A 15,334-nucleotide genomic window follows, 5' to 3' on the forward strand; every position below is an offset into this window, starting at 1 on the left:
ACCCACCCCACAAGAAAATGTAGTTGTTGTGGAACAGGCATCTTGCCTGTTCCACAAGAGATGAATTTTATTGTGGAACAGGCATCTTGCCTGTTCCTAAATAAGTAATGGAGAATGGTGCAATAGATCGGATAATTTCGATTTAGGTCGATCGCACAAAATTATCTCTATCAGTAGTTGCGAAAAAACTCTGAGTATAAAGAGGCTATATTGAGTTAAATTGATCGGCGGTACAGTCGTCAGTAAACTACAGCATCAGGAGAAAAGCAAGGGCAAAGGGAACATAATTTACAATCAAAACTCCCAACAATTACCAATGCCCAATTCCCTGTTTGGCCAAATCCCAATTCCTCTGAGGATGAATATGTTTCCTAAACCCCTCAATCGCTTTGCTACCAAAATTATCGGCAAAGCTCCATTACAAACTGTACTCGTAGTTCCTTTTTTAGTGCAAATTGTCGGCACCGTAGGACTTGTAGGTTGGCTGTCCTTCCAAAACGGTCAGCGGGCAGTCAACGATGTTGCCGCTCAGTTGCGGGGAGAAATTAGCGATCGCATCAAAGACCGCATGGAAAATTATATGTCAATTCCCCACATTGTCAATCACCTGAACGTTCAAGACATAAAATTGGGGCAGTTGAACCTAGAAGACAAACCAAAACTCGAACTTCATTTCCTCGAACAAATTCAATATTTTGATTCGATCAGCATCATTTACACAGCCACAGAAAATGGAGAACACTCGGGAGCAATCCGCGCTAAAGATCGAATTCTTATCTCTGCTGCCGACAGCTCTACAGGCAATAAATTAGCTCGATATACTGCTGACTCTCAGGGAAACCGCATTCAATTAGTGGAAATTTCAGCCGCTATTTACGACCCGCGAATTCGCCCTTGGTACATAGCTGCCGCTGCGGCAAAAAAACCTATTTGGACTCCTATTTATACAGATTTTTTGACTAGGGAACTGGCAATTACTGCTGCTTTGCCTATCTACGATGACGCTGGCAAACTGTTAGGAGTAGCTGGCAGCGATTTGCTGTTTTCCAGAATCAAAGAATTTCTCGTCAGCCTCAAAATTGGCAAGTCGGGACAAACTTTTGTGATGGAGCGATCGGGGATGTTAATTGCCACTTCAACGGCGAGTCCAGAATTCGTGGTGGAAGGTAAAGAAACAAGACGCATCAAAGCTTCAGAAAGCGAGAATCCGGTAATTCGCCAAACCGCACAGCATTTAGAGAAATCCTACGACAGCTTAGCTAAAATCTCTCATTCTCAACAGCTTACTTTTGATGTTGACGGTAAACGAAATTTTATGCAGGTAGCTCCTTTTGAAGACGATCGAGGGTTGGATTGGCTGATTGTCGTAGTTGTGCCAGAGTCCGACTTTATGCAGCAAATTAACCTCAACACGCGCACGACTTTTTTGCTGTCGGTTGCAGCTTTGATGGGGGCGACAATTCTGGGGATTCTTACTGCTAAATGGGTGGTGCGGCCGATTTTAAAATTGAATGCGGCGGCGAAAGCTTTGGCGCGAAATGAATGGGATACAAAGCTGACTCTGAATCGCGAAGATGAACTCGGAGAACTTGCCGCTTCTTTTAACAGCATGGCAGAGCAATTGCAGCATTCATTTACTTCGCTCTCGGAAAGCGAAAGCCGAGTTAAACAATTTCTCAATGCAGTACCGCTAGGCATTTTTATTGCAGATGCAAACGGTCATCCCCACTACATTAATCCTACAGGAGAGCAGCTTTTAGGTCAAGGACTTGTGGAAGCCGATGCCGAAAATTTGCGCCAATCCTACGGAGCTTATTTAGGTGGAACTCAGGAAATTTATCCAGCGGAACGCGACCCAATGTTAAATGCTTTGCAGGGCAAAAGTGTCACTGTTGATGACATTGAAATCTCCTCGGCTGACAAAACTATTCCCATGCAAATTTCAGGAACTCCTATTTACGACGCCCAAAGAAATATTATCTACGCGATGTGCGCTTTTCAAGATATTACGGAACGCAAACTAGCGGAGAAACTGTTAACGGAATACAACCAAAATTTAGCAGTGCAAGTTGCAGAACGCACCGCCGCTCTTGCTAAGGCAAAAGAAAAGTTTTCCAAAGCTTTTCGTTTGAGTCCGAATGCGATTACGATCACGAGAATCAGTGACGGTTGCCACATAGAAGTCAATGACAGTTTCTGCCGGATGATCGGCTACAATCACAAAGAAATTATTGGAAAAACAGCGGTGCAGCTCAATTTTTGGGCGAGTTTGGGAGAGCGCGACCGGATGATTCAAATGTTAAAAAACAAGAGGGCACTTCACAATTACGAACTCAGGTTTCGCAATAAAAATGGTGCAGAAAGAACGGCGCTGCTGTCGATCGAAACCATTGATATTGACGGAGAAGCTTGTTTTTTGTCGATTTCTAGCGATATTACCGATCGCCAAAAAGCAGAAACTGCCCTCCGGGAAGCAGAAGAAAAGTACCGCAACATTTATGAAAATGCTTTGAATGGAATTTTTCAAACTGCTAGTGACGGAAAATACATCAGCGCCAACCCCGCTTTAGCTCACCTGTACGGTTACGAATCGGCCTCCGAATTAATAGCAGCACAGCCCAATTTCAAGAACCAGCTTTACGTGAAACCCAACCGCCGCGACGAATTTGCAGTGCTGATAAAGGAGTACGGGATACTGTCAAACTTTGAATCGGAAATTTACCGCAAAGATGGCAGCATAATCTGGGTTTCCGAAAATTGTCGCGCTGTCTGCGATGAAGCAGGAAACATACTTTACTACGAAGGTTTTATTGAAGACATTACTGCTAGCAAACAAGCGGGAATCAAAATGCAGCAGGCGAAAGAAGCGGCCGAAGCAGCCAACAAAGCTAAGAGTACCTTTCTCGCCAATATGAGCCACGAATTGCGATCGCCCCTGAACGCAGTCATCGGCTTTGCTCAAGTCATGATCCGCAGTAAAAATCTGTCTCCCGAAAATCAAGAAGATGTCGGAATTATCCTGCGGAGTGGCGAACATTTGCTGGCTTTAATTAACCAAGTTTTAGACTTGTCAAAAATCGAAGCCGGCCGCACTACCATTAATGAAAAAAACTTCGATTTGTACCGTCTGCTAGACGATTTAGAAGATATGTTTGCTCTCAAAGCTGAGCAAAAAGGCTTGCAATTAATCTTCGACCGGGACGCGGAAGTTCCTCATTACATTTCCACCGATGAAGTGAAATTGCGCCAAGTATTAATTAATTTGCTCAACAATGCCATTAAATTTACTTCAGAAGGGGGAGTGTCGGTGCAAGTTAAAGGAGGCAGGGGGAAGGTACACAAAAACAGCGCCGACCAATTGCCCGATCGCTACTCGCTGCATTTTGAAGTTCAAGATACCGGTGGAGGCATTGCTGCTGAGGAAATCGAGCAGTTGTTTGAAGCATTCGTGCAGACAAAAACAGGCAAAGATTCTCAAGAAGGAACGGGTTTAGGTTTAGCGATCAGCCGCCAGTTCGTGCAATTAATGGGAGGTGAAATTACTGTTAGCAGCGAGGTCGGAAAGGGTGCAGTGTTTCAGTTTGACATCCAAGTTCATCTGGTTGAATCTGCTGATATTGAAAGCAAAAAAACTCAACGCCGAGTTGTTGCCCTGGAACCGAATCAGCCGAGTTACCGGTTGCTAATTGTGGACGACAAACCCCTGAACCGCCAACTGTTGGTAAAACTTCTGAGTCCGCTCGGATTTGAGTTGAGAGAAGCGAGTAACGGTAAAGAAGCGGTGGATATTTTTATGGAGTGGGAACCGCATCTGATTTGGATGGACATGAGAATGCCCGTAATGGACGGGTACGAGGCAACGAAACAGATTAAAACTACAACTGGCGGGCAAGCAACGGCAATTGTGGCCTTGACTGCTAGCGTTTTGGAGGAAGAACGGGCGGTGATTCTTTCGGCTGGTTGCGATGATTTTATGCGGAAACCGTTCCGAGAAGAGGATATCTTTGCGGCAATGGGCAAACATTTAGGAGTACGCTATATTTATGAAGATCCAACAGCAGTCAGTGCGGCAGGTGCAGGAGAGTCAAGTCAGCAGGTGCTGACACCGGAGGATTTCGCCTCTGTTTCTCCAGACTGGACGGCCCAATTCAAGCAAAATATTTTGAGTGTGGACATGGAGGCGATCGCCAGTTCGATCGCGCAAATGGGCACTGTCAACCCCTCGCTGGCTGACACGCTTCAAGATTGCATTAATAATTTTGAATACGACAGAATTTTGAACACAATCGATCTCAGCGAAAACCAATAAATACCCGATGACTTCAACTTTACCGAAAACCAATCGAGCTAATATTTTAGTAGTGGACGACACGCCAGAAAACCTGCGGCTGCTGGCAGGAATTTTGAGCGAAAAAGGCTATCAAGTTCGCCCGGTTCCCAACGGCAAGCTAGCACTGTCTGCGGCTCAAAAAATTCCCCCAGATCTAGTGCTGCTGGATATTATGATGCCGGAGATGGACGGCTACGAAGTTTGTCAGCGGCTAAAAGAGTCTGAAGCAACAAAAGACATTCCGGTGATTTTCATCAGTGCGATTAACGACGTGATGGATAAAGTTAAAGCTTTTGCTGTTGGGGGAGTGGACTTTATTACTAAACCGTTTCAGGTTGAAGAAGTTTTAGCCCGGATAGAAACACATTTAAAAATTTGTTCGCTGCAACAAACTTTGCAAGAAAAAAATCAAGATTTAGCAACTGCGATCCACCAACTGCAAGCCACCCAAGAGCATTTGATTCAATCGGAAAAAATGGCGGCACTGGGACAACTGATTGCCGGCATTGCCCACGAAATCAATACCCCCCTGGGCATTATAGGTTCATCTATTAATAATATAGCTAATTTTTGGGACGATAATTTAGAAAAATTGCCTCATTTTTTTCAACATCTTTCTGAAGAAAGCCAAGCTTATTTTTTAACTTTACTGTACAGAGCTACCCATCAACAAATTTTATTTACCAGCCGAGAAAAGCGGAGATTCAAGCAGAAGTTGACGGGGGATTTGATGGCCGCCTCAGTTGAAAAGCCCGATGAAATTGCGGATACTTTAGTTGACATGGAAATCTACGAAAACATAGAGCAGTTGTTGCCGCTTTTTAAATTGCCGGATTGGGAAGTAGTTTTAAATACTGCTTACCAGTTTGCGAGCTTTAAAAAAAGTATTAGCCTGATCCAAAGAGCGACAGCGAAGTCTGGAAAAGTAGTATTTGCCTTGAAAACCTACGCTCATTTCGATAGCAAACAAGAAAAAGTCCAGGCAAACTTGAATGACGGCATTGAAACGGTGTTAACCCTTTATCAAAATCAACTGAAACACGGTATAGAAGTAGTTAAAGATTATGGAGATTTACCCAAAATTATGTGCTATCCCGATGACTTAAATCAAGTTTGGACGAATCTCGTTCACAATGCCCTGCAAGCAATGGATTATAAAGGTATTTTGACTATTGAAACTCAACAGCAAGAGGCAAATATTGTGCTTAAATTTACTGATAACGGCAAAGGCATTCCCCCAGAAGTTATTCCCAAAATTTTTCAGCCATTTTTTACGACGAAATCTGCGGGCGAAGGTAGCGGTTTGGGATTGGATATTGTGAGGACAATTATTGAAAAACACGAAGGCAAAATTGGTGTAGAGTCTGTACCGGGGCAGACAACCTTTACAGTCTCGCTGCCAATTTAGCGAACAAAACTTGCCCGCAGGGGGCTGATTCCCGGTAGCGCGGCACTTTTGCTGACAAAGACAAGATTTATTGCGAGAAACCGGATTTCAGTTCGCAAGTCCTCTTAAAATAATACCATTTTTAATTTTAGATTTTCGATGGGAATGACTGATGATATAAAGGTTTGGATATGGCATAAGCTGTTACGCATTTAAAATAGTATTGTAGGGTGCCACGGCTCCTTTCTCGTTTCCCTTGTAAGCGTAAGTGTTCTACCCGTGGCACCCTACAGGCCTCGTTAGTGGTTTAAATGCTCCACAGCATACATTTGCATTCTTTCTTGAAAATGGTATAAGATAGGGGACAGATATCCTGCATCCTCGCCCGAAATCAATAATGTAGAAGCAAGTGAAGTTGGTAAACCCACTAAAATTAAAGCAGAGAGGAAAAGATGAATAAGCCTGTAATTCTTTGCGTTGACGATGAACCCGATATATTGAATACTCTCAAGATGCAGCTAAAGAATGAATTTAAAAATGATTACTTTTATGAATTAGCTGAAAGTGGTGATGAAGCTTTAGATTTACTTAAGGATTTTCAAGAAAAATTTCAGGTTATTGTGGTTATTTCTGATTGGCTGATGCCGGGAATCAAAGGTGACGAATTTTTAATTAAAGTTTACCAAAAATATCCTAAAATTATTAAGGTTATGTTGACTGGACAAGCGGATGCAGCGGCACTTCAGCGGGCAGTAAAAGAAGCTGATTTATACTGGTGTTTGTACAAACCCTGGCAAAGCAAAGACTTAATAGAGACTATAAAATCTGGGCTGGCTAAGTTATGAAAAAACCTGTAATTGTGTGTATTGATGACGAACCGGATGTTTTGAACAGTTTAAAGATTGAACTGAAAAAGGCGATCGGCGATCGGTGTATTATTGAAACGGCGGAAGGGGGGGCTGATGCTTTAGAGTTGCTGGCAGATTTGCAGGCCGATGAATACGAGATTGCTTTGGTGCTTTCCGATTATATCATGCCGGATATTAAAGGGGACGAACTTCTCAGAAGAATTCACGAGAGCTCGCCGGATACGCTGACTATTATGCTGACGGGGCAAGCAGATTTGGAAGCCCTGAGTAATGCTATCAAATATGCTAAATTGTACCGTTATATCCCTAAACCTTGGCAAAATGAAGACTTGAAATTAACGGTACTAGAAGCAGTTCACAGTTACTTGCAAGACCAAAAGTTAACAGATGAAATCCAGAAGCGGCAAGAAGTAAACGAGGAGTTAAAGCTAGCAAATGAGGCGCTGTCTGCGAGTGAAAGCCGCTTGAATCAATTTTTAGAAGCTTTGCCAGTGGGGGTATCTGTTTACAATCCAGACGGCTCGATCGCCTATTTCAACCAGACAGCGGGGGAATTGCTGGGTGCAGACACTATCTCGGAAAGCACTGCGAAACAATTAGCTGCAACTTATCAACTTTATGTTGCCAATACTGATGAGCTTTACCCGCCGGAGAATCTGCCAATTTTGCGGGCGCTGAAAGGAGAATTTGTCAGGGTTGACGATGTAGAAATCCGTCAAGATGGCAAAATAATTGCGATCGAGATCAATAGCACGCCGATTTTTGACGCTAGCGGAAATGTTGCTTATGCGATCGCCGCTTTTCAAGATATTAGCGATCGCAAACAAGCCGAAAAAATACTAGCAGATTACCACCATACCTTAGAAGCCCAAATTGACGAACGCACAGAACAACTCCAACAAGCCGCATTAGCTGCTGAAGCCGCAAACCAAGCTAAAAGCACGTTTCTTGCCAATATGAGCCACGAGTTGCGCACCCCTCTCAATTCCATACTGGGATTTGCACAAATCATGGAACCCAGCCCCAATCTTACTGTCGAAAACCGGGAAAATCTGAGGATTATTCACCGCAGCGGCGAACACTTGCTGACGCTGATCAATCAAGCCTTAGACTTGTCAAAAATCGAAGCGGGGCGAATGACGATCGACCCGAAAAACTTCGACCTCTACCGCTTGCTTGACGACTTGCAAGATATGTTCCAACTGCGGGCACAAAGCCAACAATTGCAGTTGCTTTTCCAGCGCGAGGCTGACGTTCCCCAGTACGTGCGAACCGATGATGTTAAACTGCGGCAAGTGCTAATCAATCTCCTCAGCAATGCCATTAAATTTACGCAAGCAGGCGAGATTATATTAAGAGTTATAAAGTTAGAAACTTCGGGAGTTATTGATTTATTGGACAGTCCAACAGTTGTCTTTGATACCACAACAAGTATTCGGGAATTTGCGATAATTAGCAGGAATTTTGAGGTAGAGTTGAGGGAAGAGACTGATAATTTAAAGAGCGATCGAACGGTTTTCCTTCAGTTTGAAATAGAAGATACAGGAGTTGGCATTGCTCCCGAAGAATTGGGCAATGTTTTTAAAGCCTTTGTGCAAACAGCTTCCGGTCAAAAAGCTCAGAAAGGGACGGGTTTAGGATTGACTATCAGCCGTCAATTTGTCCGCCTGATGGGAGGAGAAATCGTTGTAGAAAGTGAACTGGAACTCGGCACTACTTTTAAATTTGAGATTCCAGTCAGTGCGGTTTATGCTGGTGATGTTCCCGCCCCGCAAATTAACCGCGAAGTTATTGGGTTGGAACCAAATCAACCCTGCTACCGGATTTTAATTGTGGACGATCGCGAAGACAACCGCCAACTTTTAGTCAAAATGCTTTCTCCCTTGGGTTTCGGGCTGCAACAAGCCACCAACGGCCGCGAAGCAATAGAAATGTGGGAAGCTTGGCACCCGCACTTAATTTTGATGGATGTGCGAATGCCAGTGATGGATGGCTACGAAGCTACTAAACAAATTAAGGTCAGAATACAGCAGAGAGAGCAAGAGCAGCAAGGAAACGGGGAAATGACTATTTCCCCTCCAGACTCCCCGATTCCGAAGATTGTTGCTTTGACAGCTAGTACAATTGAAGGCAGGCGATCGTTTGCTTTATTGGTCGGCTGCGACGATTTTATTAGCAAACCTTTCCGCAAAACAGATATATTTGATACCCTAAACAAACATTTGGGGGTGAAGTATCTCTACTCTAACTCAACGGACTTTATCTCAACAGGCGATCGAAATAATCTATGTGACTCCCCCTATACTGCTGCGCTTGCTTATTCGCCCCAACTTCCCGCAGAATGGATAGACAACATGAAGCAGGTAATCCGCAGTGCTGATTTTGACTTAATTGCCAGGACAATCGAGGAAATAAGGGATGCTCATCCTGAATTTGCCGAAATCCTCCAGGGTCATCTCGATAATTTTGATTACCAGAAAATTCTCAATTTAATTGCCGAGGCGGAGGAATCAGAGAATGCAGATGAATGCCGAGCAAACTGAGAACAATCAAGCAGATATTTTAGTAGTTGACGATACGCCTGATAATCTGCGTTTGTTGATTAGAATTCTGCAAAAAAATGGCTATAAAGTAAGACCGGTTACTAATGGTTTTTCAGCCATAGATGCGATTCAATCTAGCGCACCAGATTTGATTTTGCTGGATATTATGATGCCGGATATTGACGGCTACGAACTTTGTGAAAAACTGAAATCCGAACCGCAATTTAGGGAAATTCCCATCATTTTTCTCAGCGCGCTAGAGGAAGGAATAAATAAGGCAAAAGCTTTTGAAGTGGGGGGAGCAGATTATATCACCAAACCTTTTCAGGTGAAAGAAGTATTGGCGCGAGTGAGCAATCAACTTACTGTGCGTTCCTTGCAAATGCAATTGCAAGAAAAAAATCAAAAGTTGACAGATCAAAACGTCCATTTGCACCAGGAAATAGCCGAACGCCACCAGGTAGAAATGGAAACGAGGTTGCTGCTGAAGGCAACTCAAGCTATTAGCAAATCGGAGGATTTTGAGTCGGCTATAGATGTAATTTTAGGTTTAATTTGCAAAACTATTGAATGGAATCTGGGCGAGGCTTGGATTCCTTGCAGTGAGGGCGTTTTAAAATGCGCTACAGGCAGGTACCTCAGCGACTTGAGTTTTGCCCAATTCCAAGAGACAAGTTTGCAGTCAACTTTTGCTCCCGGTGTGGGGCTGCCGGGGAGGATTTTGCAGTCGCAGCAGTCTGAATGGATCGAGGATGTTTCTACTGCACCGGAACAAGTTTTTTTGCGATCGCAAATTGCGGCAGATGTGGGATTGAAAGCGGCTTTTGGTTTGCCAATTTTGGCCGACAACCAAGTGTTAGCTATATTAATTTTTTATCGCGAGAAAGTTCTGGAATGTCAGCCGCGCTTGTTGGAATTAGTGAGTGCGGTTGCTACGCAGCTCGGTTCGCTGATTCAGCGGAAACAAGCTGAGGCAGCGCTGAAATTGCAGCAAGAGCAAACAGAGAAATTGCTGCTGAATATTTTACCGAAACCTATTGCCGAGCGCTTGCAAAAAGAGGAAAAGTTGATTGCGGATCATTTTGATGAGGTGAGTGTATTGTTTGCTGATTTGGTGGGTTTTACAGAGTTTTCAGCTCACAAAAGTCCGACGCAGTTGGTGGAAATTTTGAACGGGATTTTCTCGGAGTTCGATAGGTTGTCTGAGTTGCGCGGGTTGGAAAAGATTAAGACGATTGGGGATGCTTACATGGTGGTTGGGGGTTTGCCGACGGCGCGGCAGGATCATGGGTCGGCGATCGCACTTTTAGCTTTGGATATGCAGGCAGCTTTGAGGAGGTTTAATGTCAAAATAGGAGAAGATTTTCAATTGCGGATCGGAATTCACAGCGGATCGGTGGTGGCGGGAATTATTGGGATTAGCAAATTTAGCTATGATTTGTGGGGGGATACTGTTAATGTTGCTTCGCGGATGGAGTCGAACGGATTGCCGGGTAAAATTCAAGTGACGGCGGCGACTTACGAGCGCGTGAAAGATCGGTTTGTTTTTGAAGAGCGGGGTCATATCCCGGTTAAAGGTAAAGGAACAATGCTGACTTACTGGTTGATAGAAGAACAAGGTAAATCTTTTTGATTTTTTCATGTCAATTTCAATTAGTATTAAAATTAAAATTAGATATAATTTGCACTTTCACGAGGGCTAATCCTTTGCAAACAGTTGAAACAAAATCGCCGACAGCATTGAAAAGAGTCCTAGTTATTTTAATATCACTGCTAGCAGTAGCGGTACTGTCGATCGCAACTTTTATCGCAATTCCCGGAGAAAAAACAGTGTTTGCTGGAAAAAGACCTGCCAATATCGGCATTCAGTCAGGAAAACTCGCAGCGTGCCCGAGTTCCCCCAACTGCGTCAGCAGCTTCAGTCAAGATGCCGAACACAAAATTGAGCCTTTGGCATACGTTTCGCCGCCGGCAGAAGCGATGGCAAAGCTCAAAGGGGCGATCGAGTCTTTGGGAAAAACTAAAATTATCACCGCAACTGATAATTACCTCTATGCGGAGTTCGCCAGTGCTTTGATGGGGTTTGTTGATGATGTTGAATTTTTGGTAGATGATGGAGCAAAAGTCATCCACGTGCGATCGGCTTCGCGTCTGGGAGAGTCGGATTTGGGAGTTAACCGCAAAAGGATAGAAACTATCCGAACTCAACTAAATCAACTCTGAACATAAAATTTCTAACTTTCCCGAAGCCCCTCTCCCGCAAGATCGGGGGCTTCAATTTTTGTGTATAACTATGTAATGTTTATTTGTAACTAAGCTGTTCTACATCTAAATTGCATTTTTTGTGCGGGCGAGACGCCCAACCCCTACTCCCCACAAGAACTTTATCAAATTTTGACTGTGTAGTTTAAATGCCGCAACAGCAAACCCTAGTTAACAATTATTAACAGTAGGGACAGGGCTATGCTGTGTCCAGGGCGGGGAGTAGGGACAGGGCTATGCTGTGTCCGGCGCGGGGAGTAGGGATACGGCAATGCCGTGTCCCTACGGTTCGCTTTGACTTTTAATAATAGACCTCTTGCAAAAATAACTAGGACGGGCTCTGGGGCCCATCCCACAAAATTTTTTTTCTTGTGGAATGGGCCCCAGAGCCCGTTCCAGAATTTGATTAAAAGGATTTTTGCAAGAGGTCTAATGGCTATAAGATTGAGGATTGTAGAGTTTTACAACCTTTAAAATAGCTGAGCGTGCTAGCTCAGAAGAAGAGATAGGGCAGTATTCCTATAGTATTAAACGCCCTAAATTTTACACTTCAGACTTTAGGGAGAGGTAAGTCAACTAATTAATTTCTACTATTAGTTTAAGTAGAGCAAAGAGGAAAAAAAATCATGGCACTTCAAAGAATAGAAGAATTTTATCCAAATTATCAGGAAGAAATTTTTGCTGGAGACGACATCAAGGGATTTGATGTTTATGCTGGCGACTCTGATGAAAAAGTAGGCACTGTTTATGACGCTTTGGTTGATGAAACGGGTCGTTTCCGCTATCTGGTAATTGATACCGGTATTTGGATTTTTGGCAAAAAAGTATTGCTGCCGATCGGCTCGGCCCGCTTCGACTACGGAGCGCGTCGCGTCCACGCAACAGGTCTTCGCAGCAAAGCTCAAGCAGAACAATTGCCTGCTTACAATGAATTAGAACCCGTAGATTACGATCGCGAAGAACAGGTAAGAGGCGTTTACCGCAATCAAGACACTGCTGCGGCAAGCACTGCAACTCCTGCTAGCTACGATCGCAGCAACTACAGCTACGATATCGATCGCCCCCTCTACGAAACCAACGAACAGAACCACCAAAATCTCAAGCTTTATGAAGAACGCTTGATTGCCAACAAAAACCGCGCAAAAACAGGCGAAGTAGCAGTTGGGAAGCGCGTGGAAACTGAAATAGCGCGAGCTTCAGTACCGATTGAAAAAGAACGAGTCGTAATCGAGCGAGTAACGCCCGTAGAAGCCGGTCGAGTAGTTTCAGTCGGTGAGGCTGACTTCCAATCAGGAGAAGTTGCGCGCATGGAAATCTACGAAGAAACGGCCGACATTCGCAAGGAAGCTTTCGTGCGGGAAGAAGTCAACGTCAGAAAAGAAGTTGTTCGCAGCACGGTTGACGGCGAAGAAACCTTGCGTCGTGAAGAATTAGACGTTAATACCGATGGAACTCCGGTTGTAGATAATAAAGCTATCTAAACCAACCGCAGCAGGTGTTGAATAGGAATTGCAGATTAGTGACATAATTCTGTCACCGCGCAGGTTTTAACTGTGGCGTCGCGCAATTCCTATATAACGCAATACGCTTGGATAAGACGGCGGTTGAAACCGCGTCTACAAAAACGAAGTCCGCCTCCGCGGACTGAAGAAGATTAAGTAATTTTCACCGCCCGTTCTTCAACCCGCGGAGGCGGGTTTTGTTTGTATAGACGCGGTTTCAACCGCCCGGTCTTCTTTCCCCGCCTTTACCAATTCGCCCTTACCAATTCATAATAAAAATCCCTAAGCAGGAAAGTTTAAAAAATGTACGGTCAAGCATCAGCAGAAAAGAGAGCAACTGCAAAATCAATTACCCATCTCAACCGGGTGCCAGAAAAAGTTAGAACTAAGCTAAAAAGTTTTACAGTCAAAGACACTCAAGGTCATTTGGCAGGCAAAATTAAAGATGTATATTTTGACGGTAACGGTCAGCTCAACTTTGTGGTGGCTGGGCTAGGTCGCGAAAATACCCGCGTTTTTTTAGTAAGTATTAAGCTACTAAAAAAAGTGGATTATCACCAAAAATCGCTGTTTTTAAGTATTAATTCGGAGCAAGTCGAACGGCTGCCGGGAATTCCGGCAAATGATGGGCCTCACTCTTTAGAAATTTCCTCAGAACCGCTTAGTGAATTTAGCAACAGCAATTCAACAAATCCCTCAACAGTTATGTCAAATCAAATAGATACCGATCGCACAAATGATAATGGGGAGACAGGTGATGATGAGGAAAACTTGGATATTGTCGATCGAGAAGTAATTCGCTTGCTAGAAGAACGATTGGTGATCAATCGCAGCAAGCGCAAAGTCGGCGAAGTTATCGTGCGCAAAGAAATTGAAACTCGGATGGTACAAGTACCTATCCAGTGGGAAAAGCTGATTGTGGAACAAGTTGGCGACGATCCGAAGGTGTTGGCAGAAATAGATTTGGGCGAGGGAAGCATCACGGGTATAGATTTGACGGAGATTAAGAGCGATCGCCAGGAACCGACAGTTAAGGCGGAATTTACCTCTGTGCAGAAAGCTAGCAAAATCTTAAATTCGATCGCCTCTCAACCCCGCCACGGTTGCGTTAAAGTCCGCCTCGAACTGGTTCTGGAAGACAAGCAACTTGAGGATACTTACCAAAAATGGATGATGGAAAGCCACTCAGATAGTTAAACTATTCGTCCCTTTCGCTGTGGAATCTAGCGAGAAACTTAAATCTAATAGCGGACTGCGGCGATCGGTTCTGTGGGGAAAGTTCACCGGCATTTACTAAGATCGTGTTCGGTAAATTAACCGTAATGTTGGTAGGGGCGGGTTCACCAATACCTATAATATAATCCCGATATCTGTAAACCCGCCCCGGTCGGGATATTTAAATTTTTAGCGATCGGCATCACCGACAAAATTGTACCGAATTGCGGTAAAATTGTGCTGGTCAAGTTTAGAAGTATTTGAAAATGCCCAGCACGATCTCAGACATTAAAGTAAAAACGAGCGCAGGCGCAGACAAGCAGCTAGCAGAGTACGCAGGCAAGGTACTCTTGATAGTTAACGTAGCTTCCAAATGCGGCTATACACCTCAATACAAAGGACTCGAAGAATTGAACCAAAAGTACGGCCCTGCTGGACTCCGCGTTTTAGGATTTCCCTGCAACGACTTCGGAGCTCAAGAACCTGGAAGTAACTGAGAAATCGTCAATTTCTGTACTGCAAAATACGGCGTCAGCTTTGAATTATTTGACAAAGTACGCGCGATCGGCACTCAGCAGCACCCGCTGTACGCTAAGCTTGCGAGTGCAGTCGATCCCAAGGGTGAGGTTTCGTGGAATTTTGAGAAATTCTTAGTTAGCAAACAGGGGGAAGTGGTTGCCAGATTCCGCACCAGCGTGGGCCCAGATTCGCCCGAACCGATCGCAGCGATCGAGAAAGAATTGGCTAAATAAGAAGTTCGGCAACGGATTTAATTGATTTAACGGATGGTTGGGGAAGAGGGAAGAAGTTAATATTTTTTGTAAGTTGAGACCTTCTTTTTTTCTTGTGTTCCCCATTGTTGGCAAGCACTCAGCAATAAACAAATACCGATAATTGGATTTAATTGGAGAATGGTTTAATTTAATGGAAAATACATCGGGATTAGATTTAGTTGTAGGTTTACTTGCATTCGCAATTCTTGCAGGCGGCCTAGCCATGCTATTTGTAGGCATGGCATCGTTCCCTAAAGAAAAATAATATCAATTCCGGTAACACCGGAATGATAGCAACGGAGTGTCCTGACGGTGGGCAATATTAATTCCGATGCTACTGGATTAGATATAACAATAATTGATATTATGTCATCACTAAGCTGTTACGCATTTAAAATAGTATTGTAGGGTGCGTCAGCCCTTTCTCGTTTCCCTTGTAAGCGTAAGTGTTCT

10 protein-coding genes are annotated in these 15,334 nt (G+C 44.0%); 9 read left to right on the top strand and 1 reads right to left on the bottom strand.

What is annotated here, in order from left to right; genetic code table 11:
• The first annotated feature begins 364 nt into the window (after positions 1 to 364).
• From QUB70_RS10035 to QUB70_RS32670, 9 genes are all read left to right on the top strand, one after another.
• The gene (locus QUB70_RS10035) at positions 365 to 4,309 is read left to right on the top strand and encodes a PAS domain S-box protein (RefSeq protein WP_442927755.1); all 3,945 of its coding nucleotides are present in this window, start codon (positions 365 to 367) and stop codon (positions 4,307 to 4,309) included.
• 7 nt (positions 4,310 to 4,316) lie between these two features.
• Positions 4,317 to 5,738, top strand: a complete 1,422-nt coding sequence (locus QUB70_RS10040) for a hybrid sensor histidine kinase/response regulator (RefSeq protein ID WP_332980016.1) — start codon at positions 4,317 to 4,319, stop codon at positions 5,736 to 5,738.
• 431 nt (positions 5,739 to 6,169) lie between these two features.
• The gene (locus tag QUB70_RS10045; RefSeq protein WP_332980017.1) at positions 6,170 to 6,562 is read left to right on the top strand and encodes a response regulator; all 393 of its coding nucleotides are present in this window, start codon (positions 6,170 to 6,172) and stop codon (positions 6,560 to 6,562) included.
• Positions 6,559 to 9,129: a response regulator gene (locus QUB70_RS10050; protein ID WP_332980018.1), complete on the top strand. Its 2,571-nt coding sequence runs from the start codon at positions 6,559 to 6,561 to the stop codon at positions 9,127 to 9,129. Before QUB70_RS10045 ends, QUB70_RS10050 begins: the two co-directional genes overlap by 4 nt.
• Positions 9,104 to 10,762, top strand: coding sequence for an adenylate/guanylate cyclase domain-containing protein (locus QUB70_RS10055; protein ID WP_332980019.1), 1,659 nt, complete (start codon positions 9,104 to 9,106; stop codon positions 10,760 to 10,762). Before QUB70_RS10050 ends, QUB70_RS10055 begins: the two co-directional genes overlap by 26 nt.
• A 74-nt stretch (positions 10,763 to 10,836) precedes the next feature.
• Complete coding sequence (locus QUB70_RS10060) at positions 10,837 to 11,352, top strand: DUF1499 domain-containing protein (protein WP_332980020.1); 516 nt, start codon at positions 10,837 to 10,839, stop codon at positions 11,350 to 11,352.
• A gap of 665 nt (positions 11,353 to 12,017) precedes the next feature.
• The gene (locus tag QUB70_RS10065) at positions 12,018 to 12,872 is read left to right on the top strand and encodes a DUF2382 domain-containing protein (RefSeq protein WP_332980022.1); all 855 of its coding nucleotides are present in this window, start codon (positions 12,018 to 12,020) and stop codon (positions 12,870 to 12,872) included.
• A gap of 324 nt (positions 12,873 to 13,196) precedes the next feature.
• Complete coding sequence (locus tag QUB70_RS10070) at positions 13,197 to 14,090, top strand: YsnF/AvaK domain-containing protein (protein WP_332980023.1); 894 nt, start codon at positions 13,197 to 13,199, stop codon at positions 14,088 to 14,090.
• A 284-nt stretch (positions 14,091 to 14,374) separates the two neighbouring features.
• Complete coding sequence (locus QUB70_RS32670; RefSeq protein ID WP_442927754.1) at positions 14,375 to 14,605, top strand: hypothetical protein; 231 nt, start codon at positions 14,375 to 14,377, stop codon at positions 14,603 to 14,605.
• A gap of 153 nt (positions 14,606 to 14,758) precedes the next feature.
• Here QUB70_RS32670 and QUB70_RS10080 read toward each other — a convergent pair whose 3' ends face one another.
• Positions 14,759 to 15,121 (bottom strand): hypothetical protein, encoded by a 363-nt coding sequence (locus QUB70_RS10080; RefSeq protein WP_332980028.1) that lies wholly within the window; start codon positions 15,119 to 15,121, stop codon positions 14,759 to 14,761.
• Positions 15,122 to 15,334: the final 213 nt, after the last annotated feature.

The sequence above is a fragment of the Microcoleus sp. A003_D6 genome, assembly GCF_036702825.1.
In the GTDB taxonomy this organism is placed as follows: domain Bacteria; phylum Cyanobacteriota; class Cyanobacteriia; order Cyanobacteriales; family Microcoleaceae; genus Microcoleus.